Annotated in this window: 22 protein-coding genes; 12 read left to right on the forward strand and 10 right to left on the reverse strand. The window is 66.2% G+C overall.

Translation table 11 applies throughout. The features are described from left to right. Nucleotides 1-44 precede the first annotated feature (44 nt). From exbB to QX128_RS21670, 3 genes are read left to right on the forward strand one after another with little or no spacing between them, the layout of a single operon-like run. The gene (gene exbB, locus QX128_RS21660; RefSeq protein WP_315802738.1) at nt 45-821 is read left to right on the forward strand and encodes a tonB-system energizer ExbB; all 777 of its coding nucleotides are present in this window, start codon (nt 45-47) and stop codon (nt 819-821) included. A gap of 3 nt (nt 822-824) precedes the next feature. Further along, nucleotides 825-1,250, forward strand: a complete 426-nt coding sequence (gene exbD, locus QX128_RS21665; RefSeq protein WP_315802739.1) for a TonB system transport protein ExbD — start codon at nt 825-827, stop codon at nt 1,248-1,250. Further along, nucleotides 1,247-2,194, forward strand: a complete 948-nt coding sequence (locus tag QX128_RS21670) for a TonB family protein (protein WP_316238478.1) — start codon at nt 1,247-1,249, stop codon at nt 2,192-2,194. Before exbD ends, QX128_RS21670 begins: the two co-directional genes overlap by 4 nt. A gap of 43 nt (nt 2,195-2,237) precedes the next feature. On the opposite strand, the gene QX128_RS21675 is transcribed toward QX128_RS21670, so the two are convergent. Both QX128_RS21675 and QX128_RS21680 read right to left on the reverse strand, forming a co-directional pair. Next, nucleotides 2,238-2,579 (reverse strand): hypothetical protein, encoded by a 342-nt coding sequence (locus tag QX128_RS21675; RefSeq protein ID WP_315717331.1) that lies wholly within the window; start codon nt 2,577-2,579, stop codon nt 2,238-2,240. Between the two features lie 48 nt (nt 2,580-2,627). After that, the gene (locus tag QX128_RS21680) at nt 2,628-3,470 is read right to left on the reverse strand and encodes a hypothetical protein (protein WP_316167415.1); all 843 of its coding nucleotides are present in this window, start codon (nt 3,468-3,470) and stop codon (nt 2,628-2,630) included. Nucleotides 3,471-3,839: 369 nt separating this feature from the next. Between QX128_RS21680 and QX128_RS21685 the strand changes: the two genes are divergently transcribed. Both QX128_RS21685 and QX128_RS21690 read left to right on the forward strand, forming a co-directional pair. Continuing rightward, entirely contained in the window at nt 3,840-4,208 is a 369-nt protein-coding gene (locus QX128_RS21685; protein ID WP_316238479.1) for a hypothetical protein, read from the forward strand. 219 nt (nt 4,209-4,427) lie between these two features. Next, nucleotides 4,428-4,784: an EF-hand domain-containing protein gene (locus QX128_RS21690; RefSeq protein ID WP_315802873.1), complete on the forward strand. Its 357-nt coding sequence runs from the start codon at nt 4,428-4,430 to the stop codon at nt 4,782-4,784. Nucleotides 4,785-4,863: 79 nt separating this feature from the next. Here the strand turns inward: QX128_RS21690 and QX128_RS21695 are convergent, their stop codons facing one another. Further along, nucleotides 4,864-5,496: a response regulator transcription factor gene (locus tag QX128_RS21695; protein ID WP_315802742.1), complete on the reverse strand. Its 633-nt coding sequence runs from the start codon at nt 5,494-5,496 to the stop codon at nt 4,864-4,866. A 310-nt stretch (nt 5,497-5,806) separates the two neighbouring features. Between QX128_RS21695 and QX128_RS21700 the strand changes: the two genes are divergently transcribed. The 3 genes from QX128_RS21700 (at nt 5,807) to QX128_RS21710 (ending at nt 12,586) form a co-directional block, all read left to right on the forward strand. Beyond that, entirely contained in the window at nt 5,807-8,200 is a 2,394-nt protein-coding gene (locus QX128_RS21700) for a TonB-dependent receptor (RefSeq protein ID WP_316238480.1), read from the forward strand. 438 nt (nt 8,201-8,638) lie between these two features. Next, complete coding sequence (locus QX128_RS21705; RefSeq protein ID WP_316238481.1) at nt 8,639-11,671, forward strand: autotransporter domain-containing protein; 3,033 nt, start codon at nt 8,639-8,641, stop codon at nt 11,669-11,671. 546 nt (nt 11,672-12,217) lie between these two features. After that, entirely contained in the window at nt 12,218-12,586 is a 369-nt protein-coding gene (locus QX128_RS21710) for a hypothetical protein (RefSeq protein ID WP_409997934.1), read from the forward strand. A 172-nt stretch (nt 12,587-12,758) separates the two neighbouring features. On the opposite strand, the gene QX128_RS21715 is transcribed toward QX128_RS21710, so the two are convergent. Further along, nucleotides 12,759-13,856, reverse strand: coding sequence for an alkene reductase (locus QX128_RS21715; RefSeq protein ID WP_316238482.1), 1,098 nt, complete (start codon nt 13,854-13,856; stop codon nt 12,759-12,761). 162 nt (nt 13,857-14,018) lie between these two features. After that, entirely contained in the window at nt 14,019-14,522 is a 504-nt protein-coding gene (locus tag QX128_RS21720) for a DUF1993 domain-containing protein (RefSeq protein WP_316238483.1), read from the reverse strand. A gap of 188 nt (nt 14,523-14,710) precedes the next feature. Between QX128_RS21720 and QX128_RS21725 the strand changes: the two genes are divergently transcribed. Together QX128_RS21725 and QX128_RS21730 are read left to right on the forward strand one after the other, a co-directional pair. Then, complete coding sequence (locus QX128_RS21725) at nt 14,711-14,902, forward strand: hypothetical protein (RefSeq protein WP_316217349.1); 192 nt, start codon at nt 14,711-14,713, stop codon at nt 14,900-14,902. A gap of 201 nt (nt 14,903-15,103) precedes the next feature. After that, a complete protein-coding gene (locus QX128_RS21730) occupies nt 15,104-15,478 on the forward strand; it encodes a VOC family protein (protein WP_316238484.1) in 375 nt (124 codons plus the stop codon). Nucleotides 15,479-15,540: 62 nt separating this feature from the next. Here the strand turns inward: QX128_RS21730 and QX128_RS21735 are convergent, their stop codons facing one another. Both QX128_RS21735 and pgm read right to left on the reverse strand, forming a co-directional pair. Next, nucleotides 15,541-16,779 (reverse strand): lytic murein transglycosylase, encoded by a 1,239-nt coding sequence (locus QX128_RS21735; RefSeq protein WP_316178458.1) that lies wholly within the window; start codon nt 16,777-16,779, stop codon nt 15,541-15,543. A 245-nt stretch (nt 16,780-17,024) separates the two neighbouring features. After that, on the reverse strand, nt 17,025-18,665 hold the full coding sequence (pgm, locus tag QX128_RS21740; RefSeq protein ID WP_316238485.1) for a phosphoglucomutase (alpha-D-glucose-1,6-bisphosphate-dependent): 1,641 nt from the start codon (nt 18,663-18,665) through the stop codon (nt 17,025-17,027). A gap of 730 nt (nt 18,666-19,395) precedes the next feature. Here pgm and QX128_RS21745 point away from each other — a divergent pair. Further along, nucleotides 19,396-20,100 (forward strand): hypothetical protein, encoded by a 705-nt coding sequence (locus QX128_RS21745; RefSeq protein ID WP_316238486.1) that lies wholly within the window; start codon nt 19,396-19,398, stop codon nt 20,098-20,100. A gap of 159 nt (nt 20,101-20,259) precedes the next feature. On the opposite strand, the gene QX128_RS21750 is transcribed toward QX128_RS21745, so the two are convergent. Next, entirely contained in the window at nt 20,260-20,682 is a 423-nt protein-coding gene (locus QX128_RS21750) for a hypothetical protein (RefSeq protein WP_316217346.1), read from the reverse strand. A 335-nt stretch (nt 20,683-21,017) separates the two neighbouring features. Here QX128_RS21750 and QX128_RS21755 point away from each other — a divergent pair, with 335 nt between their 5' ends. Beyond that, a complete protein-coding gene (locus tag QX128_RS21755) occupies nt 21,018-22,316 on the forward strand; it encodes a TadE/TadG family type IV pilus assembly protein (protein WP_316238487.1) in 1,299 nt (432 codons plus the stop codon). Nucleotides 22,317-22,323: 7 nt separating this feature from the next. On the opposite strand, the gene mdoH is transcribed toward QX128_RS21755, so the two are convergent. Both mdoH and QX128_RS21765 read right to left on the reverse strand, forming a co-directional pair. Continuing rightward, entirely contained in the window at nt 22,324-24,462 is a 2,139-nt protein-coding gene (gene mdoH, locus QX128_RS21760) for a glucans biosynthesis glucosyltransferase MdoH (RefSeq protein WP_316238488.1), read from the reverse strand. After that, a complete protein-coding gene (locus tag QX128_RS21765) occupies nt 24,450-25,955 on the reverse strand; it encodes a glucan biosynthesis protein G (protein ID WP_315802755.1) in 1,506 nt (501 codons plus the stop codon). The genes mdoH and QX128_RS21765 overlap by 13 nt, the downstream gene beginning before the upstream one ends. Between the last annotated feature and the right edge of the window lie 565 nt (nt 25,956-26,520).

Genomic DNA, 26,520 nt, shown 5'->3' on the forward strand with positions numbered 1-26,520 from the left:
GGCTGCATCGAGGACCCCCAAGGTCCCTTACAGGGAGTACGGCCATGGATCAGGCGCACATCGCCAATATCGCGAGCACGCTGCCGGAGGCGTTGTCGCCCTGGACCATGTTCATGCAGGCCGACATCGTCGTGAAGTCGGTGATGATCGGCTTGGCGTTGGCCTCGGTGGCAACCTGGACGGTGCTGGTCGTCAAGACCATTCAGCTCCGCTCGGCGCTGCGCACGGCCCGCGGCGCGCTCGGCATCACCATGGCGGCCCGCTCCTTGGCCGATGCGACAGGACGCATTTCGGCCGATGAGGGTGTCGTCGGCCGACTTCTCGCCCTGGCCGACGACGAGATCGACAAGTCGCGCGGCCTGCCTGCCGACGGCATCAAGGAGCGCGTCTCCTGGCAGTTCGAGCGGATCGAGGCGGCGGCAGTGGCGCGCATCGGCCGCGGCATCGGCATTCTCGCCACCGTCGGCGCCGTCGGCCCGTTCGTCGGCCTGTTCGGCACGGTCTGGGGCATCATGAACAGCTTCATCGGCATCTCGCATGCGCATACGACCAACCTCGCGGTGGTGGCGCCGGGCATCGCGGAAGCGCTGCTCGCGACCGCCTTCGGCCTCGCCGCCGCGATTCCCGCGGTCGTGATCTACAACCTGTTCGCGCGCGCCACCGGCGGCTATCGCGCCGTCATCGCCGATGCATCGGTGGCGGTGATGCGGCTGCTCAGCCGCGATCTCGACCGGCAGCATGCGGGGCCCGCCGAGGCGCGGCGCAGCGCCATCCGCGCGGTCGAGGCGCCGATGCTGTCGATCGCCAATCCGGCGGAGTGAGCCATGGCCGTCAAGCTCGCCCGGCGCACCGACGAGTTCGAGGAGACGCACGACATCAACGTGACGCCGTTCATCGACGTCATGCTGGTGCTCCTGATCATCTTCATGGTCGCCGCGCCGCTCGCCACGGTCGACGTCCCGGTCAACCTGCCGGCGATCTCGGCCGAGCCGCAGCCGCGCGCGGAGACGCCGGTCTTCGTCACCTTCAAGGCCGACCGCTCGCTCGCCGTCGGCGACCAGAGCGTGGCGCAGGCCGACATCGCCGCCTCGCTCGATGCCGCCACCAAGTCCGATCATGAGCAGCGCGTGCTGCTGCGCGCCGATCAGACGCTGCCCTATGGCGAGGTGATGGCGCTGATGAACACGTTGCGCCGCGCCGGCTATACCAAGGTCGCACTCGTCGCACTGGAAGACCGGGGCGCGCAGTGAGCGTCCTGACGCTCGATCCGTTCGAACACGAGCAGCGCCGTGAGCGGACGCTGTGGACCATCGCCGCGCTGGTGGTGGCCGCGCTGCATGTCGGGCTCGCCGTCGGCTATCTGCTGCTGCGCCCCGCGCCGCATGGGCGTGCCCAGGCGCCGGCCTTCGACGTCGTGTTCACCCCGGCGGTGGTGAGCGAGCCGGCGCCGACGGCGCAGGATGCGCCGGCGTCCGAGCCGCCGCCGGCGGAGCCGCCGAAGGAAGAGCAGGTGAAGGACGAGCCGGTCGCGCGTGAGGCCGTCGCTGAGCCTGTCCCGCCGGCTCCCTCCGAGCCGGAGCCGCAGGTCATGGCCCAACCTGACCTGGAGCCGGATGTCATTCCCTCGCCGGAGCCCGCGCCGCAGGTCGCCCTTGCGCCCGAGCCGCCGCGTGCGGACGATGTCGTTCTGCCGCCGCCGCCACCACCGAAACCGATCGAGGCGAAACCGCCGGAGCCGAAGCCCGTTCCCGTGCCCGAGCGTGTCGAGCGCAAGCCGGTCGAGAAGAAGGAGACGAAGGAGCGGGCCGAGAGGAAGTCCGCACCGCCGAAGCCGGCTGCGGCGCCGGCGGCCCGGCCTTCACGGGTCGCGTCGGCGCCCAATCCCGGCGAGGACAGCGTCGGGGCGCGCGAGGGCCAGGCCAGTTGGAACGCCGAGGTGGTGGCGCAGATCCGCCGCGCCGCGGCCTATCCCTCCGACGGCAATGGCGCGAGCGGCACCGTCATGCTGAACGTCGTGATCGATCGCAACGGACGACTCTTGTCGCGACGGCTCGCCGGCAGCTCGGGCTCACCGGCGCTGGACCGCGCGGCGATGGGCATCATCGAACGCGCCGCGCCGTTTCCGCGGTTTCCGCCGGCGATGGCGCAGACGCAGGTCTCGCGCACGGTGCCGCTGCATCTGAGGCCGCGCTGAACGCGGCGCCATCCGGAGCTACGTCCGGTGGCGCTCCGTCCCGCTATTTGCTGCACTCGGTCAGATCCGTATCGCGCACGACGAACTGCGCGCCTTCCTTGAGCTCGATGTTCTTGGCGACGCAGGTGCGGCCGCCCTTTTCGGACAGCTTGATGTCGTAGCGGCCGGACTTCACGCCGACCAAGGTCATGCGCTCGTTGTGGTCGACCTCGCCCTCGTCGTCGTTCTTGCACTGGTCGGCGCCCCAGGTCTTGGTGCCCGCGGCCGCCAGGTACATCTTCACGATGGTCTGGCCGGTGCGGTTGAGAAAGCGCGGGCCGTCCTCGGCGGACGCGGCGGAGCCGGCCAGCATGAGAAGCGCGCAGGCGGTGACGAGGCGACGCATGACGAGTGTCCTTTTCTTATGATTGGTCACGGGATGAAGGCGCGCGGATCAGAAATCCTTGCCGATGCTGGTCTTGACGGCGAGGCCACGCGAGGCGTTGGTCAGGCCGTAGCCGACGCCGAAGCTGAGCTCGAAGCCCTTGAAGCGGGTGTCGGCGACGGCGTAGAGCGTCTGCATCTGCTGATTCCAGGGCAGGATGTAGCCGAACGGTCCGAGATTGGAGAAGTGCTCGATGCCGACGGTCCAGCGGTCGCTGAGGCGCTTGACGAAGCGCACCGAGGGCTCGAAGGCCGAGCCGGCGCCGTCGATGCCGAAGGTCATGTTGGCGTTGAAGATGAGCTGATAGTCGTTGGGCAGGTTGACGCCGATGATCGGCGTGAACATCTGCGCCACCCGCGGCGTGGCCTCCTGCACGAAGCGCGGCGCGCCGGGCTGGCCGGCGCCGGCCTTGTTGGCGACCCACAGATCGGGCGTCAGGCCGCCCTGCGGCGCCAGGATGGTGCGTGACACCAGGCCGAGGAAGACGGTGCGCTCGAGCCGGTCGCCCTGGATGAAGGTCTGGCGAATGGTGACGCCGCCGGACTGGAATGAATAGCCGGGCACGCCGTTGTCCATCACGTTGCCCAGCGCCATCGGCACATTGGTGCGGGCAAAGGCGTAGGGCGAGGTCAACGCGATCTCGTACCATTCGGTCGGCGAGTAGCCGATCTCGGTCTCGCCGGTGACCGCACGCTGCGGCACGCGGCGTCCGCCGTTCTGTTGCGGATTGAAGGTGGTCAGATAGCCGAAGCGCTGCTCGACCTGGAAATGTCCGGGCGAGGCCGGGTCATTGCCCTGGATCTCCTCGGCCGCTGCGCCGAAGGGCGCGAGCACGAGAGCACCGGCAGCCATGTACAATCGCGATCGTCTTTTTGCACTCCTGGCGATGCCGTTCGGCTGCATGTCCCCGCGCTCCCTTCAACTGATGAGCTAGCGAGTCGGCGGGGCGAAAACATGCGGGCCTGTCGGCTGAAAGATGACGCGATCGGGAAACGATCAGTCGTTGAATGCCGCATTTGCTCCGGCCTTTCCTGTTTCGGTGAGGAATAGGGATGTTTTGGCAAGTCGAGCGGGACATTTTGACCGAGACAATATGGCGGCCATTTCGCGAGTGAATCTCAACACGGTGATGAATGTGGCGTGTTGCAAACACATTGAGGTCATAGAGCGAGGAAAACATCGGTTGCAGCATGCATTGCTGATCGCCGGATCAGCCAGAGAATGGACACGCCCGTGCTTCACACACCCGGTCATCGCCGCCGCTTGTCCGCTCAGCCGATGCCGCTCGGGCTGATAGTTGCGCTCCTCCTGTCCACGCTGCTGCCGGACGGACGCGCCTTCGCGGAGGAGACGCTGCGGGACCAATTGGAAGCCTGGTGGAGTCAAACCCACGCCGGCAAGAGAAGTCAGGTTGGGCAAGCCCAACACGCGTTGTCGGGGAGCGATGCCAAAACCGCAAGGCATGTCGCCAAGCGCAGACGCCACGTCGCCAACGCCCGGGCCGAGGCGGAGGAAGGCACCTTCGACCACGATAGCGGTCCGCGTCGCGACCGTCCGGGGAGATATTTCCTGCACGGACCGAGGTTCTAGTCCCGACGCTCTTGCGGGAATTTCTCGGGCGTCGCGTTCTTGCACTTGCGAAATGACAGGGCCTCCCATACGTCAAAGCGATGTGTGGCGCGTTGCCGATGAAACCAGCGACGCTCGCATACGTTGTTTTCGTGCCCTTCATCGCCGCCCCTCGGACGGCGGAGACAAAGGATCAATTCGATGAATTGGAAACTGATGATGACGGCCGCTGCCGTCGGCATGGCCGCGATCGTCGGCACGTCGACGATGGCTGTCAGTGCACCGGCCCCTTCCAAGCTGCTGACCGCGATCGACCCCGACAAGGACGGCACCGCCGACATGAGCGAGGTCCGCACGGCCGCCGGCGCGCTGTTCGATCGTCTCGATCGCGACCATGACGGCACGCTCGACGCCAAGGAGCTGCGCGGCCGCGTTTCGGCCAAGGATCTCAAGGCCGCGGATCCGGACAATGACGGCACGCTGACCAAGGACGAGTATCTCGCGCTGGTGGAAGGCCGCTTCAAGGCGGCCGATCCTGACAACGACGGCACGCTCGATTCGAAAGAGCTGAAGTCGGTCGCCAAGCTGCTGAAGTGAGGCGCCGTCCGTATCGGACGCGACCAGGACATGGACTCACGGGGCCTGCGACGGGAGACCGTCGCAGGCCCCTCGCGTTTCAGCTCGGGCGGGACATTTCCACTGCGAGACGAACCAGGTCGGGCAGGCTGCGGGCCCCGAGCTTCTGCCGCAGCCGGTAGGTCAGGTTGATGACGGTCTTGTAGCTGATGCCGAGATGGTCGGCGATCGCCTGATAGGATTTCGCCTCGGCCAGCAGCGCCAGCGCCTGGCGCTCGCGCGGGGTCAGCGCAGGGGCAGCCATGCCGTCGGGGTCGGCGCGGAGCAGGGCGATGCGGGTGGCGAGCTGCGGATCGAGATAGGTGCCGCCGGCGCGCACCTGCTCCAACGCCTTGGGCAGCTCGTGCGGCGGCGCGTCCTTCAGCAGATAGCCGCTGGCGCCGGCGTCGATCGCCGAGCGGACGATACGCGGATCGGCATGCATGCTGAAGACCAGGATCCGGGCGCGGGGATCGTGCGACCGCATGCGTTCGATCAGACGGATGCCGCCGAGCTCCTGCCCGTGCAGACGCAGATCGACGATCGCGACGTCCGGCCGGTCACGGACATAGGCGTCGTACCCGCTGTCGGCATCGTGTGCCTCGGACAGCGAGCGGATCCCGGCTTCGTTCAGCAGCCAGCGGCAGGCCGTGATCACGACCGGGTGGTCGTCGACGAGAAGAACGCGATACATCCGACGTCGTCTTGCCCCTATGGCGCCGACGGCGCCGATGCTTCCCTCTACCAATGAGTTCCCTTGCAAACCAGGATCGGGTGCAACAGTGCGGCCGAGTCTGGGAGAGAGCCCGGCGAATTGATCTCCACTTTCCGGATCCGGGAAGATTGTCCCTAGGGGCCGAAGAATATTGCCCGTTGCGACGAACTGGACGGCTGTTTACGAATGTTAAGGTTCGTAAACGGGTAAATCGACCAGTTTTGGTGCGGGTGGGGCTCAGGGGCGTGGGCTGTTGCCGGAACCGGTCGACAAGAAACTGGGGGACGTCTTGACCAGACTGTCGGCGCTGAAGAGCGCGCTTCTCGCGACGTGTGCGTTGCTGCCCACGGCTGCGTTCGCGCAGCAAACCCTGCAGACCATCGAGGTGGTCGGCGTCTCGCCCGTTCAGGGCAGCGAGATCGCGAAGGACAAGATTCCATCCAATGTCGAAACCATCGGGGCGCGGGAGCTCGACCACAGCCGTGCGCCGACGCTGCTCGACGGCATCCTGCAATCGGTGCCCGGGGTCTCGCTCAGCGACCAGACCGGCAACGCGTTTCAGCGCGACCTGAACTACCGCGGCCAGACCGCCTCGCCGGTGCTCGGCACGCCGCAGGGCATCGCCGTCTACCAGAACGGCACCCGCATCAACGAGGCCTTCGGCGACGTCGTGAACTGGGACCTGATCCCGGAAATGGCGATCGCGCGCATGACCCTGATGCCGAACAATCCGCTGTTCGGCCTCAACGCCACCGGCGGCGCGCTCTCGATCGAGATGAAGAACGGCTTCAACTACCAGGGCGGCGAAGCGCAGCTGTTCGGCGGCTCGTTCGGCCGGATCCAGTCGGGCGCGCAATACGGCTGGAACAATGGCACCTATTCGACATACATTGCCGCGGAAGGCGCCTATGACCGCGGCTGGCGCGACTATTCGTCGGCCTCGCAGATCCGGCGCATGTATGCCGATTTCGGCGCGCGCGGCGACAACACCGAATTCCACCTCTCCTTCACCGGCGCCGACAACAAGCTCGGCTCGGTCGCGGCTACGCCGATCGAGATGCTGAATCAGCGCTGGTCCAGCGTCTACACCTGGCCGCAGTCGCTGCGCCTGCAGATGCAGATGGTGCAGGCCAGCATGAAGTGGGCGCCGACCGACACGCTCTCGATCCAGGCCAACGGCTACTACCGCAACTACAAATCCGCGCGCATCGACGGCAACGGCACCGAGGTTGCGGCCTGCGACCCTGCGGGCGCGTTCCCCGGCGAATTCTGTCTCAGCGATGCCGCCGGCACCGAGTTCCAGATGAACCGCAACGGTCCGACCGTCAACACGCTGGCGGGCGATGCGGCGCTCGGCCAGATCGACCGCAACACGGTCAAGACCGACAGCTATGGCGGCTCGCTGCAGGCGACCTCGACGACGCAGCTCTTCGGCCATGACAACCATTTCGTCGTCGGCGCCAGCGTCGATCACGGCAATACCAACTTCCAGGCCACCTCCGAGCTCGGCACCATCGACAACAATCTGTTCGTCACCGGCCTCGGCGTCTACGTCGATCAGCCCAATGCCGGCCTCGCCCCGGTCAACCTGAACGCCAAGAACACCTATCTCGGCGTCTACGCGACCAACACCTTCGACATCACCTCGCAGCTCGCCTTGACGGCCGGCGGCCGCTTCAACTGGGCGCAGATCAATCTGCGCGACCAGACCGGCTTCGCGCCGCTGCTGAACAGCAACAACAACTTCCAGCGCTTCAACCCGGTGGTCGGCCTGACCTACAAGATCACGCCTGATATGACCGCTTACGCCGGCTACTCCGAGGCCAACCGCGCGCCGACGCCGCTCGAGCTCGGCTGCTCCGATCCGGCCAATCCCTGCCTGATCGACAACTTCCTGATCGCCGATCCGCCGCTCAAGCAGGTGGTGTCGCGCACCGTCGAAGGCGGCCTGCGCGGCGAGATCTCCGGCGGCCGCTCGGCCTACGCCGCCGATCTGCCGGCCTATCGCAAGGCGCCGATCAAGTCGGTGGCGGTTGATGACGGCTGGCGGCTGCGCTGGGGCCTCAGCCTGTTCCGGACCGAGAATTCCGACGACATCATCCAGGTCGTCGACCCGGCCAACCCGGTGCGCGGCTACTTCAAGAACGCCGGCACCACCCTCCGCCAGGGTGTCGAGGCCAAGCTCGATCTCGCTTGGAATCGCTGGACCGCATACGCCAACTATACTTTCATCGACGCCACCTTCCGCAGTGCTTTCGACGTCAACGATCCGTTCCTCGGGGCGCCGGTCGGTGTCGTCTCCGGCAACCACATTCCCGGCATTCCGGCGCATCGCCTGAAGCTCGGCGCGGAATATGCCGTGACCGACGCCTGGAAGGTCGGCGCCAGCGTCAACTATGTCGGCAGCCAGTACCTGTTGCACGACGAAACCAACGTCTATCCGAAGGTTCCGGCCTACTGGGTCGTGAACGTCAACACGTCCTATCAGGTGACCAAGAACGTCGAGGTGTTCGGCCTGATCCAGAACCTGTTCAACCAGCGCTACTACTCGGCGGGCACCGTGTTCGACCCTGCCGGCTTCAACACCGCCGGCGGCGGAACGGCGTTCGCGTTGAACGATCCCCGCAGCATGGTGCCGGGAATGCCGCTCGCGGCCTATGCCGGCATCCGGGCGAAGTTCTGAGCTTCGCATCCTGACGACTATAGGCGCATCCGCGCCGCGCCACGGCAGCCCCCACCGTGGCAAGAAGGCCGGGAGAAATCCCGGCCTTTTCATTTGCTGGTCGGGGTCTTGCAGGTGCCGGAACCGCGAGCGCGGAGTTCATCTCTGCGATGTCCTTCGCGGTGGAGCGGTCTGCCGTCCTCGTCGTCAAGTTTCAGATCTGGCGGGAGAGCGGTGCTTCAAGCGAAGCCGCTTATGATGATTAATCGAATTACTATGGGACTAATTCCGCTGTTAGTTGGACAATGTCCCGTGCGTTCATAGAAAAGTTCGCCTTGCTGGTTCCTGCCAACGTTTCGATACAATCGGTCATCAACAAGAAGCTGTGTATTGCGTAACGTGGGGCGTCAGGTGAAATCAAAAAGCAAAAAGCGCAGCGAGGCGGCTGCCGCTAGTTTCGTGTTGTTGTCGACATGGATGGTCGTCGGCGAGGCAAGGGCCGAGTGCACGACGCCGGGTGTCACGGTCACCTGCAGCGGGAGCATCTCCTCCGCGATCACCGTGTACGACGCCGCTGCGGCGACAGCGACGCCCTCGAGCGGCAGCAATTCCTATACGCCGGCGAACCCGGTCTTTCCAGCGACCGGCTACAATCCCAACCCTCCCACGACGATCGTCACGCTGGACTCCACGGCCGTTCGCAATCTCACTACGAACACCCAGACCGGCCTGGCCGATCGCGGCATGATCGCGGCCAATTTCTCCAATGCCGAGGATCCGGCGGTCAACAACGTCATCATCAACAATGCCGGCTGGCTGAGCCTCACCACCAGCCAGCTCAGCGCCGGCCGGCTTCACGTCGTCGTCGCCGACAGCCAGGTCAACAAGTTCACCGTCAACAACACTGGGACGCTCGCCGTCACCCAGAATGTCTTCGGCGCGTTCGATGCGAGCAAGCTGAGCGTTTCGATCGGCGCTACGGCGACAGGCCGGTACAACGGCACCAACCTCGCGGTCATCTCGGCGCTCTATTCCGACGACAACACCAACAGCTTCGTGGTGAACAACCGCGCCGGCGGTACGATCTCGGCGACCGGCAACTATGCCGCTGCCTATTACGGCCGGGCCGACACCTCGATCACCAACTCCGGCACCATCGCCAACACGAGCTGGACGGCGGCGAGCCGCTTCTACGACGGTCACTGGGCGATCGCAGCGTTCGCCGGCGCCGAGTTCGATACCATCCCCGGCAGCAATCCGGATTCGCCGCTCTACAAGTTCGACTCCAGCGGCAACGTGACGGTGACGGAGACCAAGGCGCTGACGCTGACCAACAACGCCAGCGGCGTGATCAAGGGCGACATCCTGGCGCTCGATACCAATCCGCTGACCACCGCCGCCGGTCTCGCCGCAGGATCGACCTTCCCGCTGACCGGCAGCGGCTCAAACTCTGGCCCGCGCGACAGCGTCATCGCCAATGCCGGCCTGATCCAGGGTAACCTCTATCTCGGCTCGGGCGAGCATGACATCACCAACAGCGGCACGATCTCGGGATCGATCTCGGTCGACCAGAGCGCCTCGCGCGGCTCCTTTGCCAAGGCGACCGCGGGTACCGTCGCCGGCACCTATAGCAGTTCCGGCTCGGGCATGGATGCCAACGGCAACGCCTGTCCGACGGCCGGCACCAACACCACGGACCCGCTCTGCGCCGCCAGCACCAACCAGGCGGCGACGTTCTTCGGCGCCCGTACATTCAATCTGGTCAACACGGGCACGCTCGGCGGCGACATCACCATCAACGACGAGGATGGCGCGACGAATGCCATCCTGCTCAAGGGCACCGGCTTCAGCGGCAACGTCGTCGCGCAGAACGGCCTCGGCAGCAATTCGCTGACGCTCGACGGCGTGACAAGCCTCGCCAGCATCGTCAATTTCGGCATGCTGGACCTGATGAAGTCGCAGGTCACCGTGAGCGGCGGGGCCGGCGTGCAGCTCGTCGATGGCGTCGTGCTGCGGACCACGATCTTCGGATCTGGCGGCACCGCGGCGGCGCCGTCGACCAGGATCGGCAACATCACGGGCGCGGTGACCTTTGCGGGCGCGGGCACGGTCGCGCCGACGCTTCAGGGCATCGTGCGCCATGGCGATGTCTACCGCGTCGCGACGGCGGTGTCGGCGACGCCGCTCGACGTCGATTTCTCCGGCGCGCTGGTCGGCTTCACGGCCGATACGTCCACCGGGGCTCTGCTGCTGAATGCATCCGTGCGGTCGCCCGCGACCATCGCCGGCATCTCGCCCTCCAGCCTCGCCGCGCTGAACGGATTGCTTGGCTACAGCGGCAGCAACGCGCAGGTGCAGGCGCTCGGCGGCGCGGTGCAGAGCCTCGGCACCGACAGGGAGGTGCGCAGCGCCGGCGATCAGTTGCGTCCGTTCGTGAACGGCGCCCAGGTCCAGGTGCCGCTCAGCACCGCATCGCTGTTCCAGAACCAGATCGACAACCGGCTGACGGCCGCGGCCGCATCGCCCAATTCGCGCGTCGCCTCGGCGTTCGCCGACGACACCGATCCGCTCACCTCGATGCTGATGGCCTTCAATGCGACCAAGGCCCGTCCGACGGTGAAGGCAGCGCTGGCTCCGGCCATCGCGCCCGAACCGGAACGCACCGTCTGGGGCAGCCTGATCGGCACCAATGCGTCGCAGCGCGACGTGGCCGGTGTTGCCGGCTACAGCGGCAATACCGGGGGGCTCGTTGCCGGCATCGATCAGCGGATCGATGGTGCCTTCCGCGTCGGTGCCGCGTTCGGCTATGCCACCAGCGCGATGGACGATCGGACCGCCGCCGGCGATGCGGTCGGGATGCAGCACTATCAGGGCACGGTGTACGGTGCCTATGTCCAGCCGTCCTGGTACGTCAACGGCTCCGCCGGCGTCGCGCTGGTCGACTACACCACCACGCGCCGCATCAACTTCGCGGGCTTCACCGATACCGCCTCCGGCAGCCACAAGGGGTGGCTGACGCTGCTCCGCGGTGAATTCGGTCTGCCCGTGAAGGTGGATCAGGCCGTGCTGACGCCGTTTGCCGGCGTGACCTATGCCCGCCTCGATCAGCAGGCCTACACCGAGACCAGCACCGCAGGTGCTGCGCTCGCGATCGCCAAGCAGACCACCAATTCGGTGCGCTCGAACCTCGGCCTCCGCGCCTCGGTTCCGTTGCTGGTGACCTCGACCTACGGCTTCGGCCTGGAGACGCTGGCGGCATGGCGGCACGAGTTCGGCAACACCGCGCAGAACGTGACCGCAAGCTTCGCCGGCGGCGGCGCGACCTTCTTCGCCGCCGGACCGTCGCCCGAACGCAACCTGGCCGAGCTGGGCGCCGCGCTCAAGCTGGTGGCATTCGGCGAGCGTCAGTCGATCTCGCTGGGCTACAACGCCGTGGTCGGCAGCCAGTATCTCGAGCAGTCGGCGGTGCTGAAGGTGCGGGCGGAGTTCTGAAGAGTCCGCCTTTGGCAGAGCCTGCGAAGCACGACGTCGAAGAGGCCGGGAGCAATCCCGGCCTTTTTGTCGCTGCATCGTCGCAGCGCGCGGCGCGACGCGTCTCCGCTGCCGTAGGGTGAACAAAGGCGCGCGCGACACTGCATGCCGCGAGCTGAACTCCATCGCGCACCGTGCCCACCATTCCCTCCGGTTGCGCGGGTGCGCGGTGGGCACGCGACGCCTGCGGGGCGGCCGCTTTGCCCACCCTACGCAGCCTGCATGAATCGTCGAGGGGCCTGCTCACGCCGGGTCTCGGGCAATTATCCCGCTGGCCTCGTGAGCGGGATCGTTGCCTGCTCTTGGAATTTACGAAGCATCGCGATTAGTTGCTGCCGGCCTCCGTCAACTACGAACTTCCGCCACAGAAGCCGACCAGCTATTGCGCATCGTATCGAGCAGCGAGGTGTGCACATGAGTCGTAGATCTTCAAGCCTTGTATCGATCGTCTCATTATTGGTGGATGCCGTTCGCCGGCCCCACGTCCGCCGTTGGGTACGAGCGACAATCTCGGTCGCGACTCTCGCCGGCGGTATAGGTGCGCATTCTCTGCTGCTTGGCGATGCGACGGCGCGCGATCTCGACGGGCGTTATGCCAATTCTCCGCTCAAGGGCTGGTTCGAGAGTTTGCGTTCGGGCAGGGGGCCGTGCTGCTCGGATGCGGATGGCACCGCGCTCTCGGACACGGATTGGGACACGAAGGATGGCCGCTATCGTGTCCGCATTGAAGGCCAATGGTGGGTCGTTCCGGAAGAGGCCGTGGTGACTGAGCCCAATCGCGCCGGCCGGACGATGGTATGGCCCGTGTATTATCGCGAGCTGAATACGGGCCTGCGCATCGATGTGCGCTGCTTCCTGCCGGGCAGCATGATGTAGGTGGGGATGTGCTGGATCGCGGGGCTGTAGGGTAGGCAAAGGCGCGCAAGCGACATGCTGCGTCAGACGCGGTCTCTTGCGCGCCGTGCCCACCATTCCCTCCGCTTGCGCGGATGCACGGTGGGCACGCGCCGCCTGGCGGCAGCGCTTTGCCCACCCTACGAGATGACGATTACTCCGCCGCTTGCGCCGCTTTCAGCGTCGGATAGTCGGTGTAGCCCTTTTCGCCGCCGCCATAGAGGGTGGCGCGGTCGAGCTCGTTGAGAGCTGCGCCCGTCTTGAGCCGCTCGACCAAGTCGGGATTGGCGATGAACGGCCGACCGAAGGCGATCAGGTCGGCCGCGTTGGCATCGAGCTGCTTGTTCGCGAGCGCGAGGTCATAGCCGTTGTTGGCGATGTAGGTGCCGTTGAAGCGCTTGCGCAGCGAGGCGTAGTCGAACGGTGCAACGTCGCGCGGGCCGCCGGTCGCCCCCTCGATCACGTGGATGTAGACCAGATTCAGTGCCGCGAGCTGGTCGACGATGTAGTCGAACAGCGCCTGCGGATTGGAATCCGAGATGTCGTTGGCCGGCGTCACCGGCGACAGACGGATGCCGGTCTTGTCGGCGCCGATCGCCTCCGAGACGGCCTTGGCGACCTCGAGCATCAGCTTTGCGCGGTTCTCGATCGACCCGCCATAGGCATCGGTGCGCTTGTTGGCGCCGTCCTTGGCGAACTGGTCGAGCAGATAGCCGTTGGCGCCGTGGATCTCGACGCCGTCGAATCCGGCCTCGATCGCATTCAATGCGGCCTGCTTGAATGCCGCGACGATGCCGGGAATTTCGCCGAGCTCGAGCGCGCGCGGCGCTGAGACGTCGGTGAAGGCGCCGCCGACGAAGGTCTTGGTCTTGGCGGCAACGGCCGACGGCGCGACCGGTGCGCCGCCGTTCGGCTGCAGCGAGACATGGGAGATGCGGCCGACATGCCAGAGCTGGATGAAGATGCGGCCGCCCTTGGCGTGCACCGCGTCGGTCACCTTGCGCCAGCCGGCGATCTGCGCCTTGGAATAGATGCCGGGCGTGTCCTGATAGCCCTGACCCTGCTGCGAGACCTGGCTCGCCTCGGAGATCAGGAGGCCGGCCGAGGCGCGCTGGGCGTAGTACTCGGCCGTCAGCGGACCAGCGGCGAGGCCTTCGACGGCGCGGTTGCGCGTCAGCGGCGCCATCACGACGCGGTTGGCGAGGGTGATCGGACCGAGCTGGTACGGCTCGAACAGTTTGGATGCACTCATCGGGGTCTTTCCAGGAGGGAGGAGCAGGGGATTCAGGTCAGTTGTGCATTGCCGCGAACAGCGCAATGCCGGGAGGTATCCGTCCGGCGCAGACGAGCCGCGCGATGGAGCGGCCGCGACTGGCCGTCCGCTGGACAGCCTGTCGCAGTGCACGAAAGGGGATCAGGCCACGCCCAGGAAGTCCCGCTTGCCGATGTCGACGCCGTTGTGGCGGAGAATGCCGTGAGCGATCGCAGCGTGGAAATAGAAGTTGGGAAACGAGACGCGGTTAACGAAGTCCTGCCCCTTCAGGGTCAGGGTGGTGTTGGGCCCGCTCGGAAAGGTCACGTCGCGGCTATCGGCCCCGTCGAACTGCGCCGGCGTGAACGCCTTGAGGTAATCGACGGTCTTGGCGAGCCGCTGGCGGAGCTCGGCGAAACTCGTCTCGGTGTCGGGCGTGCTGGGGATCTCGCTGTGGGACAGCCGCGCGCACCCCTTGGCGGCGAAGTCGCAGGCGAGCTGGATCTGCTTGGAGAGCGGCAGCATGTCCGGATACAGGCGTGCGCCGAGCAGCACCTCGGGGGCGATCTTCCTGGCTTCGCAATGGGCCTCGGCCTTGCTGAGCAGGCCGGACAGGCTGCCGAGGATCTGGAGGTAGGCCGGGACGGTCGAATCGTAGAAGGACATGTGATGCTCTCTCTTGGCAGGAGACGTCGCGACGAAAGCGCGCGCCCTCGGAGATGGGGCGGCGTTCAAGAGAATGCAACTGCATCTTTCCGGTTTTTCCGGGCGCTGGCGGATTGCTGCCCTACCGTTCCCGGCATATCACCTCGTCTATGCGAGCTGGCCGTCGCCGGCGTTCTCAGCGATTTTCGATGTCGCGGCAAATAGGCGGTCGCCACTGCTGTCGCACGACTGGCATCCATCAGGCGCATGCCTTCCAGTATGAGGATTTCGCCAAGCCGTGGACGCAACGCCGGATCGAGGTCGTGGAGAATTTCGAGCGGGACACCGGCCTGAAGGCGTATAAGGCCTGGATGGACAAGAAGGACCGGCACCCGTACTGAGGCAGGCATGACGGCGACGGCTCATTCGGCTGAGTTGCCGACCATGCTCGGGATGGAGATCATTGTGACAAGCCGACGGGCTCGAGTTGTCCGTCAGCTCCCGCTTTTGTGTCCGGAGCGATCATCTCGCGGTCCAATTCCAAGGTGATAGATTGGAATTGGGAGGAGCGGACGATGGTCGCATGACATCGGAGGACACGCATGATCCGTTCCGGAGCTTTGATCGCCATCCTGCCGTGCAATGATCTCGATGCCTCGGAGCGGTTCTACAATCGGCTCGGCTTTGCGCGCCCGGACAGCGACAGGCCGGCTCCGGGTGAGCCCGACACCTATCGCATGCTGTCGAATCCGCAAGGTGGATCTCTGCACCTGACGGACGCGGTCGAGGGATGGCTGACGCCGGGCCGAAACCCCTTTGGACTCTACCTCTATGTCGAGGATGTCGACGCCGCGGCGCGGGAGTTTCAGCAAACGCCCGAAGACAAGCCTTGGGGGATGTACGAGTTCGCGCAATCCGACCCGGATGAAACCTTGGTCCGTGTCGGCTGGCCAACGCGGCTGCGCGCCGGGTCGTAAGAGGTCATCGACTCGTTTGGGCTCTTACGCGCCACGCGCGGGCGTCGCCCGCCGATGTGCGCTCACCGCGTCGCTGTCGTTGAAGCCGGTGCCGCCTGCGCCCGCGGCGTGTTTCCACGCATCCGCGTGAGCAGCTCTGCCGTGGGCCAGGAGTCGGCCGGCAGCCCCAGCCGCAGCTGCATCGTCTTGACCGCGGTGCGACTCTGCTGTCCCAGCACGCCGTCGACCTTGCCGACGTCGAAGCCGGCCTTCACCAGCAGCTGCTGCAGCTCCTTGATCTCGTTGAACGGCAGTTGCGCCACGGGACCGGCGGGCTTGCGCATTGGCGGCGCGCCGGCGATGCGGGCGGCGAGGTAGCCGGCCGTGGTCGAATAGATCAGCGAGTTGTTCCATTCGGTATAAGCGGCGAAGTTGGCATAGGCCAGGAACGCCGGGCCGTTGCGGCCCATCGGCAGCAGCACCGAGCCTTCGAGCGCATCGTTCGGCAGCGGCCGGCCATCGGCATAGGTCACGCCGAGGGCGGTCCATTTGCTGCGCGGCGCCTTGACGGTGAGGTCGGCCTGCTCCCAGGGAAACGTCTGCGGCACGCGGATCTCCTCCAGCCACGGCTCGCCGCGGCGCCATTTCAGTCCGGTCGCGATGTAGTTGGCGGTCGAGCCGATCACGTCGGGCGCGCTGCGCAGGAGATCGCGGCGGCCGTCGCCGTCATAGTCGACGGCATAGGTGACGTAGTGGGTCGGCAGGAACTGGGTCTGGCCGAGCTCGCCAGCCCAGGAGCCGATCATCTCTGACGGCGTGAGATCGCCGCGGTCGATGACCTTCAATGCGGCGATGGTCTCGTTCTGGAAGCGCTCGCTGCGGCGGCAGTCATAGGCCAGCGACACCAGTGACGGCAGCACCGGCAAATTGCCCATGTTGGCGCCGAAATCGCTCTCCAGACCCCAGAACGCGGCGATGACCGCCGGGGGCACGCCATACTCCTTCTCGGCGCGCGCGAACGCTGCCGCGTGCGCCTTGATGTGCTGCTGGCCGTTCTGCATCCGGTAGGGCGCGGCCATCCGGCCGGCGAACTCGGTGAACAATTGACCGAACACGCGCTGGCCGCGGTCGCGATTGACGATGCCCTGGTTGTAGGTGAGGTAGGGCGAGGCGGCCGCGATCGCGCTCTGAGACACGCCTTCGGCAATGGCACGCTGCTTCAGCTCGGCGAGAAACCGGTCGAAGCTCTGGCCGTTATGGCAGGCCGCGGCGCGCATCGATGGCGCCGGCTTGGGCCGCGGCGCCGCAGCCTCCGGCGCCATTTGCGCCGACGCGCTGACAACCAGCATGAACGAGGTTGCGAGCGCGCTGAAGGTGACGCGCAAGGCAGTCGAAGAGCTTCGCATCCGGTCTCACCGATGGCTGTCTAATTCCTTGTCCATCCATCGATATCCGATACGGAGGGAAAGGAAAAGGCGAGGGGGAAGCGAATGGTGGAAAGGGGCGAATGGCGAATAGGGAGTAGCGAATAGGGGATGAGGAAGCCCCCATTCGCTACTCGCCCTCTTCACCCAACCTTCGCCAGCGCCGCCTGGGCCTCGCTCTGGATCCGCTTGAGATGCTCGGCGTCGCGAAAACTCTCGGCATAGAGCTTGTTGACGTCCTCGGTGCCGGAGGGGCGCGCCGCGAACCAGCCGTAGTCGGTCTCGACCTTGATGCCGCCGAACGACTGGCCGTTGCCCGGAGCCTTGGTATGCACCATGCGGACGGGATCGCCGGCGAGCTCCTTCAGGTTCAGCATTTCCGGCGTCAGCGCCTTCAGCGCCGCCTTTGCCGGCGGGCTCGCCGGCACGTCGATGCGCTCATAGACCGGCGCGCCGAGCTCTGCCGTCAGCTCCTTGTAGAGCTCGCTCGGGTCGCGGCCGCGCCTGGCCATGATCTCGGCCGCGAGCAGCCCGAGGATCAGGCCGTCCTTGTCGGTGGTCCACACCGTGCCGTCGCGCTTCAGGAACGAGGCGCCTGCGCTCTCCTCGCCGGCGAAGCCGAAGCTTCCGGAGCCGAGCCCTTCGACGAACCATTTGAAGCCGACCGGCGTCTCCACCAGCTTGCGGCCGAGCTTCTGCGCGACGCGATCGATCAGCGAGCTCGACACGATGGTCTTGCCGATGGCGGCGTCGCTGCGCCAGTCGGGCCGGTGCGCGAACAGATAGGAGATCGCGGTCGCCAGATAGTGGTTCGGATTCATCAGCCCGCCCGAGCGCGTGACGATGCCATGGCGGTCGGCGTCGGTGTCGTTGGCAAACGCGACGTCGAAGCGCTCGCGCATGCCGATCAGGCTCGCCATCGCATAGGGCGACGAGCAGTCCATGCGGATCTTGCCGTCCCAGTCCGCGGTCATGAACCGGAAGGTCGGATCGACGAGATCGTTGACGATGGTGGCATTGAGGCCGTAGCGCTCGATGATCGGCGCCCAATAGGCAATCGCCGCGCCGCCGAGCGGATCGATGCCGATCTTGATGCCCGCGGACTTGACGGCCTCGAGATCGACGGTGTTGGCGAGATCGGCGACGTAGGGCGTGATGTAGTCGTAGGTGTGCACCGAGCCGCTCTGCTTGGCCCGGCTGTAGCTGATGCGCGATACGCCATCGAGGTCGTTGGCCAGATAGACATTGGCCTGCCGCTCGATCTCGCCCGTCGCATCGGTGTCGGCGGGGCCGCCATGCGGCGGATTGTATTTGTAGCCGCCATCCTCCGGCGGATTGTGCGACGGCGTGATGACGACGCCGTCGGCGAGATGCGCCGTGCGGCCCTTGTTGTAGGAGATGATGGCGTGCGAGATCACCGGTGTCGGCGTGTAGCCGCCGTCCTTGTCGACCATCACCTCGACGCCATTGGCGCCGAACACTTCGAGCGCGCTGGCCAGCGCGGGCTCGGCCAGCGCGTGGGTGTCGATGCCGACGAAGAGGGGGCCGTCGAGGCCCTGCTGGCGGCGGTAGTCGCAGAGCGCCTGGCTGGTGGCGAGAATGTGGTTCTCGTTGAAGCCGGTCTTCAACGACGAGCCGCGATGGCCCGACGTGCCGAACGCGACGCGCTGGGTCGGCTCGTGCGGGTCGGGCTTCAGCGCATAATAGGCCGTGATCAGCCGCGGAATGTTGGCGAGCGCGGCATTGGCGATCGGCTTGCCGGCTGCGGGGTCTGTCTTGGCCATGGAGCATCCTTCGCAAGTTCGAGAAACATCTGCGGCGGCGCTTCGTTCCGCCGCGGCGGGCGCAGGGAACGCGGCGCGTCGCGACGAGCCTGCCGCAACATGGCGGCGCGCGGCGATCCGATCAACGGAATTCGTGCCGGGCGCAGCGTGCCGCACCGGCCGGCTGCGTCAATCCGTCAGCTCGTAGATCGGACGTTCCGGCCCGACCAGCTTGGCGGTGAAGCTCACGGAGCGGCCGGCGAGCGCCGTGAACCGCCCCGATCGCTGGCTGTGCCGAGGCCCAGACCCACGGCAACGCACACGGCAGATGCCGTGCTGTCGACATTCATTGGCCCATCCCGCATGTCCGTGGTCCGCAAGCGCGCCCCTCAATCGCAGCCCCCGAAGATCGCTGTCCGTGAAGCCTATTTGATGTCGGCTGGGGGAATGCTTGAGTCGCGCGGTCGAGGCCGGCCAATGTCGCCGCCTTGTGCGCGCGACATTAACCACGCCTCACTGAGTCCGCGTGCCGGGACCGGCGCTTAAGCCTGAGTTTAACCGATGACCCTTGAAATAGCAGGCCAGAGCAGAGGCGCGTCTCGTGCGCGGGAGAGTCGTCAGGAGCGGAAAAGTGAGAGCGCTTTGTCTCGGCGCGTTGGCCGTCGTTTCAACCTTGGCGCTGGCCGGCTGCAGCCACCAGGTCACGCCGCAGGTGGCATCGTCTTGCGTCGATCTGAGCGGAAGGCCATGCGTGGACGGTCCCGTCGCCGACCAGTCGCCGCAATCATTGGAGCCTGCCACCACGATCCACAAGCCTGCGGTCGCGCGCCGCGCGGCTCTGCAGCGCAGGCACGCCCGTGCCGCAAAGCGCCGGGTCAAGTCGCAAATCGTCACCGCCAAGCCGGCTGAGAAGCCGACTGAAAGGCCGGTTGACAAACCGATCGAGAAGCCGCTCGCGGCGCCGGCGCGAACGCCGCGGCCCGGTTCGCCTGCGCCGGCTGACGGAGCACCTTCGCCGGTGATCAAGACCCCCGCCGCCACGACGGACACGCCGAGTCCGGCCAAGGTCCAGAACGACGTCATGGTGGCTGCGGTGACGGTGGCCGCCGAGCTCGCCGAGCGGATGACCGCGCTGCGTGTCCCCGAAGGACCCGGCGAAAGTCCTCTCGTCGCTGTGCTGCTGGCGCGTCCCACCGTGCGTGGCGTAGGCGATCTCAGCGGCAAGGTGATCGCGATCGACGAGCGCTATGCCAAGTCCAACGCGAAGATCACCGCGGCCATGAATGCGGCCGGTGCGACGGAGGTGCTGCTGCTGGAAGGGCAGGCCACCGCGATCACCCGGTTGAACAATGGCGAGGTGAGCGCGGCCGTGGTGGCCCTGGTCTCGCCCGAGGCCGCGGAGGCGTTTCCGAAGATCGCGGGCTTTCGCCTGTTCTCTGTCGTCCTGAAGCCGTAGCTTCACGATGAGCATGAACATCTGCTTGGCACATGCCAAACCAGCACCTTCATGCAGTCATCCGGACAGATTGTTGCGGAGGCAAGTCGAAAGGCCCGGCGAAGGTTGTTGTCGAGGGCGCAATCTTGCGGAGGGAGGCTCCCACGTTCGGAGCCCGGCTCAAGCCTTCTTGGCGGCCTTCTTCGGCGCGGCCTTCTTCGGTGTGGGCTTGGCTGGATCGTTCCCGGCCGCCTTGCTCGTCGCCTTGCCGCCTTGCGGCTTGGCCGCCGCACCGTCGGCCTTCTTCTCCGGCTGCTTGGTCTCCGGCTTCCTGGGCAGCTCCGCGGCGGCGGCCTGGCGCATCGCGCGGGCGTAGCTGTCCGCGACGTTGTCGGCGGAGATCAGGAGCCGTCGGGCGGCGGCATTGGCCTGCTCGACCGCCTCGCGCGCGAGCAGCTTGAAGCGCTCCTTGGCGTCCTTGTCCTTGGCCTTGACGGCCATGCCGTTGAAGCGGTCCTTGCGCTTTTTCGCCGCGGCCAGAATAGCCTTGTTCTGCTGCTTGGCCAGTTGCCGGATCACGGCATCAAGATCGGCATCCGCCATCGTCGTCCCCAACTCCCCCAGAGAATCAGCGCGCCCCGGCGCTGCAAACCGCGCGGACTATGCAATCGGCGCAGCCGCTTTGCAATCGGGGTACCAGAGGAGGGGCGCCGCGCAGATCGGGCGGGCGGGCGGACGAGACCCGTCCGTCATTCGGTGTCGTGCCGGCCCACGAAAACCGTCCGCATGGCGGTCATGTCGCTTCGAGTGGTGCATCGACACCGCTTACGACAATCGGAAACGCAACGTAACGAATTCTCTGCAATTCCATCAATTCCAATGCAACGGTTGATCCGCAACATCTTCGGCAACATCACCGTGTTTGTTGGAGTGTGGCCGTGCTGGCCGGAAATAGATACCTCAGCCTATTGTCGCGGTTCCGTCGCGACCAGAGCGGCAATATCGCGATCATCTTCGCGCTTGCCCTGCTCCCGATCCTCGCCTTCGTCGGCTCGGCGATCGACTATTCGATGGCCGTGCGCGCCAAGGCGAAGCTGTCGGCTTCGATGGACGCCGCGATGCTGGCTGCGACCGGCTACACCGCCATGCGCGGCGCCGCGTCGGACGCCAAGACGGCGGCGACCAACATGTTCAACGGCCAGATGGCGGCGCATAATCTGGCGGCGGACTCGCTGAACATCGATATCAGCGATAGCGTCACGGCGCGGACCGTGACCGGCAGCGCCAGCGTGGTGGTCAAGACGGCCTTCATGCACATGTTCGGCTACCCGACCATGACGGTCTCGGCCTCGTCGTCGGCTTCGGCCTCGTTCCCGACCTACATGGACTTCTACGTTCTGCTCGACAATTCGCCGTCGCAGGGCCTCGGCGCAACCACGGCCGACATGACGACGCTGCAGAATGCGACCTCCGACAAGTGCGCCTTCGCCTGCCACGACACCTATACGTCGAGCACGAAGAAGACGCTGCAGACCAACAGCTATTATTCCATCGCCAAGAAGAAGGGCGTGACGATGCGGATCGACGTCGTCAGGTCGGCGACGCAGTCGCTGACGGACACCGCGACCGCCAGCCAGGTCGTCAGCAACCAGTACCGCATGGCGGTCTACAGCCTGGGCAGCGACTGCGGCTCGCTGGGATTGACCACCATCGCCAGCCTGTCGTCGAGCATGTCGTCGGTGAAGTCGTCGGTCGGCGCGCTCGACCTGATGACGATCCCCTATAGCGGCTACAACAACGACATGTGCACCGATTACGACGGCGCGATGTCCGCCATGAACGGCGTGATCCCGACGCAGGGCGACGGCTCGTCGACCAAGCCGCAGAAATGGCTGTTCTTCGTCGCCGACGGCGTCGCCGACTATTCCTATCCCACCACCTGCAGCAAGACCGTGCTCTCCGGCGGACGCTGCCAGGAGCCGCTGAACACCGCGACCTGCACCTCCCTGAAGGCGCGCGGCATCAAGATCGCGGTGCTCTACACCACCTATCTCGCGATCACCAACAACAGCTGGTACACGACCTACATCGCCCCGTGGCGCAGCGACATCGGCAATATCATGAAGTCTTGCGCCAGCCCCGGCTACTACTACGAGGTGGATTCCAGCGGCAGCATCGGCGCCGCATTGACCGCTCTGTTCCAGCAGGCGATCGCCTCGGCGCATCTGACCAAGTAGCCCGGGCTCATGCCTCGGCGGCCGGCAGCTTGACGAGCCGCTCGATCGTGGTGCGATCGTTGAGCACGGCGAGCGTTTCGCGGCGGGAGAGGAAGTCGATCGCGTCCCTGAAGCAGGCCGCGTCGGCAATCCTGGCCTTCGCCGTCGTCAGCTCGACATCGATGTCACCCGGCTCGCGGCGCCGTGGCGCGGGCAGGGCATCGACATGCTGTCGCCGCAGCTCGGCATTCCGCTGCAGCGCGACCAGCGCGGCCTCGCGGCGGGGCTCCGGCTCGCGGGCAAGCTCCCGCGCCCGCATCAGCACGCGCGGCGGCGTCCGGTCCTCGGGCGTCACGAACAGGCCGGCGCCGGTGCCGCGGCCGCCCGTCAGAAGGCCGATCGGAATCGACAGCACGAGGCCGGCGATGACCGGCGACATCCAGGCGAGCAGCGGCAGCGACACCGCATAGGCGCTGGCAGCCATGGCGAGGCCGCACAGGGTGGGCAGCGCGAACTTGCGATAGATCTCCTGCCGGCTCACGCCGCCGTCGCTGCGGCGCTGCACCTGCCACCCGGCGTCGCGCCCGAGCAGGATCTCGATCACGGCGACCGACTGGAAGATCATCATCGATGGCGCGATCAGCGCAGCCAGCACGGTCTCAGCCGACACCGCGACGCAGAGGCGCAGCCCGCCGCCGAAGCCGCGGCGCCGCGCCGGCGTGAACAGGGCCGCGAGGCAGGCGAGCAGCTTCGGCACCATCAGCAGCCCCAGGGTCGCGGCAAAGACCTGGGCGGCGAGCACCGGATCCTGCGCCGGCCAGCTCGGAAACAGCGCAAAGCCCTTCGGGAAATATTCCGGGCGGACGAAATTGGCCTGCAGCGAAATCAGGATGCCGAGCACGAGGAACGCGAACCAGAGCGGCGCGGTGATGTAGGCGCCGATGCCGATCAACAGGTGCAGCCGCGACACCCAGTGCAGGCCGCGCGCCGGCAGCACCGCCAGATGCTGCAGATTGCCCTGGCACCAGCGCCGATCGCGCGCGGCGTGATCGATCAGCGATGGCGGCACTTCCTCGTAGCTGCCGTCGAGGTCGACCGTCATGTAGATTCCCCAGCCGGCGCGGCGCATCAGCGCGGCCTCGATGAAGTCGTGGCTGAGAATATGCCCGCCGAACGGTTTTCGCCCGCGCAACTCCGGCAAGGCCGCGTCCTGCGCGAACGCGGCGATGCGGATGATGGCGTTGTGGCCCCAGTAATTGCCTTCTGCGCCGTACCACCAGGCATTGCCGGCGGCGATGACAGGTCCGTAGAGCCGGCCGGCGAATTGCTGCAATCGCGCGAACAGGCTGGTGCCGTTGACGATCACGGGCAGGGTCTGGATCAGCGCCGCCTGAGGGGCGTGCTCCATCGCATGCGCCAGCCGCACCACGGTCGCGCCGCTCATCAGGCTGTCGGCGTCGAGGATGATCATGTGATCATAGGCCGCGCCGAAGCGCCGCACCCACTCGGCGATGTTGCCCGCCTTGCGGGCGACATTGTCGGCGCGGTGCCGGTAGAACACGCGATCGGTGCCGCACGCCTCGCGCAGCGCCAGGAACGCGGCCTCCTCGCCGATCCAGATGTCGGGATCGGTGGTGTCGCTGAGCAGGAACCAGTCGAAGCGCTCGGCCTGGCCGGTCTCCGCCACGGACTCGATCATGGCGCGCAAGCGCACCATCACCGCGTGCGGATCCTCATTGTAGGTCGGCAGCAGCATCGCCGTGCGGCTCGAGAGTCCGGGCAGCGGACCTTCGACGTCGATCGCGATCGTATCGCGGCGGCGCGCGAACATCGCGCAGAAGCCGGCCAGCGCCGACACGAAAGCAAAGGCGATCCAGGCGAGCAGGATCGAGAACAGCACCAGCACCATGCCTTCCAGCACGGTCACGCCGCCGACATCGACCACCTCGTACATCCTGGTGCAGCCGGCCAGCGTCAGCGCGGCCGTGCCGGCGAAGATCAGCATGCGTCGGAACGCGATGCGTGGCCCGCTCGTGATCGCCTGCGTCGCCGCCGGAACATGATGGAGCGGCGACGGCTGCATCGCGAGCGGCGCTTCTGGGGGCAGCAGGCCGTTGATCTCCGCGCGACGAGGCGCGCGCATCGTCTCTGCGGCTACGGCGTCCATCGGTAGATCCAGCTTTCGGAGACGAGCTTGTCGTTGGCGGTCAGCTCCGCGCGCAACTCGACCGGTGCGCTATTGACGGCGCATTGGAAGCTCAGCCGCCATCCGCCCGTCTCGGGATTGGGCTGCGTGACGATGTTGGTCACCTCGGCCTTGTCGGCGCTCACCACGCCCTTGATCTGCGCCGGATCGAGCCCTTTCAGGGCGTCGCCTTCGAGCTCCAGCACGAACAGCCGGCCTTCGCCGTGAACGCCGACGCCGGTGCGGGTGAAGCGCGCCAGCGCGTGCGGCTTCGGCGCGTCCTGGCCCCAATGCAGGCGATAGGTCATGTTGTGCTCGCCCTTGGCGGCGAGCGGCGTCTTAGGCCGCCAGAATGCGGCGATGTTGTCGTGGATCTCCTGCTTGGTCGGAATCTCGAACAGCACCACGGCGCCTTCGCCCCAGTCGCCGATCGGCTCGATCCACAGGCTCGGCCGCCGTTCGAAATGCGATTCCAGATCCTGATAGGCGGCATAGCTGCGCTCGCGCTGCATCAGGCCGAAGCCGCGCGGATTGAGGTCGTTGAACACGCTGACTTGCAGGTCGCGCGGATTGCTCAAGGGACGCCACAGCTGCTCGCCCTTGCCGTTGAACATCGCAAGCCCGTCGGAATCATGCACCGCGGGTCGGAAGTCGTCGGCCTCGTTGCGGTCGTTCGGTCCGAAGAAGAACATGCTGGTCATCGGCGCCAGCCCGGCATGGCCGATCTCGACGCGCGGGTACAGCGAGGCCTCGACGTCGAACACGGTGGTCTCGCCGGGACGAATGGTGAAGCGGTAGGAACCGGTCGCGCTCTTGCTGTCGAGCAGCGCGTGCACCACCATCGCGGTGGCGCCCGGCGTCGGCTTCTCCAGCCAGAACGCCTTGAAGACGGGGAATTCCTCGCCCTTCGCCTCGCCGGTGTCGATGGAAAGTCCCCGCGCGGAGAGACCATAGATCTCACCCTTGGCCACCGCGCGAAAATAGCTCGCGCCGAGGAACACGCAGACCTCGTCATAGTAGTCCGGCCGGTTCATCGGCGCATGGATGCGGAAGCCGGCGAAGCCGAGGTCGGCCGCCGGGAACGCCGCGACCTGCTGGCCGAATGCGAAGTCCTCGGGACGATAGGCCACGGGCCTGGCCTGTCCGTCCGCAACCTCGTAGATGTCGACCCGGTCCTTGTAGATCGAGCCGCGATGGAAGAACTGCGCCTGGAACGGCAGGTCGTCGCCGCGCCACAGCGCGTGGTCCGGCAGGAAGCGGATCGAACGATAGGCATCGTAGTCGAGCTTCGCCAGCGCGTCCGGCAGCTTGTCGTCCGGCGCGGCGAATGGCTTGGCCGCGAGGGCGCGTGCGAGGTCGCGCACGGTGGCTGCACTGAACGGCTGAGCCGCAGGCGGCGCTGCGGACGCGCTCCGCGCCAGGGACGCGGCGACCGGGATCGCAGCCGCAGATTGAATGAACTGACGGCGATTCAACTTATTCTCACTCTGTTGCGTGGAACTGCGGAGCAACCCTTCTGGAGGCCTGCGGTTCCACCGCAAGCCAACAAGAGGCGGCTTTGGAGTTCCGACCTGCTGAATGCGCCAACGGCGATCCGTCCGGCGCGTGCAGAGCATGTGCGCGGCGTTCTGAACGCAGCGTGAGCGACGGTCCCGCGTGACGGACATGGAGCCGAGACGTGAGCATTCGACCTGCTCGCGTCAGCCACAGCAATTTTGCTTCTCGTGTCTTACGCCGGAAGGTGCGGGGCTACATCCAGGGCTGGGATCTTCCACGTCCTGACTCGCACACGGCGGCTGCCGCAATGCCGACGATGGGTGCGCTCCTGCAACACGATTATTGATCCATCGCAACAAGGAGTCGTGCCGGGGCTCTACGAATCGATTGGTCTGCGGCAACCGATCAAGGCACGAAAAGGTACCATGATTGGTGACCCGAAAGGACGTCGAAGTCGGTCTAGCACTCCGCGCCGAGTTCATGCACCGAATCGAGCGAACGCCGGCGACAAAAATCTTACCGACTCCCGGGTCGGCAATGCCG

This window comes from Bradyrhizobium sp. SZCCHNR1015 (assembly GCF_032489875.1).
Classification (GTDB): Bacteria; Pseudomonadota; Alphaproteobacteria; order Rhizobiales; family Xanthobacteraceae; genus Bradyrhizobium.

What these genes read in the sequence shown, in the direction of transcription:
- pgm (WP_316238485.1), bottom strand. Translation starts at nt 18,665, where the DNA reads ATGGCCAAGACAGACCCCGCAGCCGGCAAGCCGATCGCCAATGCCGCG.
- QX128_RS21725 (WP_316217349.1), top strand. Translation starts at nt 14,711, where the DNA reads ATGTCGCGGCAAATAGGCGGTCGCCACTGCTGTCGCACGACTGGCATC.
- QX128_RS21675 (WP_315717331.1), bottom strand. Translation starts at nt 2,579, where the DNA reads ATGCGTCGCCTCGTCACCGCCTGCGCGCTTCTCATGCTGGCCGGCTCC.
- QX128_RS21720 (WP_316238483.1), bottom strand. Translation starts at nt 14,522, where the DNA reads ATGTCCTTCTACGATTCGACCGTCCCGGCCTACCTCCAGATCCTCGGC.
- mdoH (WP_316238488.1), bottom strand. Translation starts at nt 24,462, where the DNA reads ATGGACGCCGTAGCCGCAGAGACGATGCGCGCGCCTCGTCGCGCGGAG.
- exbB (WP_315802738.1), top strand. Translation starts at nt 45, where the DNA reads ATGGATCAGGCGCACATCGCCAATATCGCGAGCACGCTGCCGGAGGCG.
- QX128_RS21685 (WP_316238479.1), top strand. Translation starts at nt 3,840, where the DNA reads ATGGACACGCCCGTGCTTCACACACCCGGTCATCGCCGCCGCTTGTCC.
- QX128_RS21750 (WP_316217346.1), bottom strand. Translation starts at nt 20,682, where the DNA reads ATGGCGGATGCCGATCTTGATGCCGTGATCCGGCAACTGGCCAAGCAG.
- exbD (WP_315802739.1), top strand. Translation starts at nt 825, where the DNA reads ATGGCCGTCAAGCTCGCCCGGCGCACCGACGAGTTCGAGGAGACGCAC.
- QX128_RS21735 (WP_316178458.1), bottom strand. Translation starts at nt 16,779, where the DNA reads ATGGCGCCGGAGGCTGCGGCGCCGCGGCCCAAGCCGGCGCCATCGATG.
- QX128_RS21730 (WP_316238484.1), top strand. Translation starts at nt 15,104, where the DNA reads ATGATCCGTTCCGGAGCTTTGATCGCCATCCTGCCGTGCAATGATCTC.
- QX128_RS21680 (WP_316167415.1), bottom strand. Translation starts at nt 3,470, where the DNA reads ATGGCTGCCGGTGCTCTCGTGCTCGCGCCCTTCGGCGCAGCGGCCGAG.
- QX128_RS21690 (WP_315802873.1), top strand. Translation starts at nt 4,428, where the DNA reads ATGGCCGCGATCGTCGGCACGTCGACGATGGCTGTCAGTGCACCGGCC.
- QX128_RS21715 (WP_316238482.1), bottom strand. Translation starts at nt 13,856, where the DNA reads ATGAGTGCATCCAAACTGTTCGAGCCGTACCAGCTCGGTCCGATCACC.
- QX128_RS21695 (WP_315802742.1), bottom strand. Translation starts at nt 5,496, where the DNA reads ATGTATCGCGTTCTTCTCGTCGACGACCACCCGGTCGTGATCACGGCC.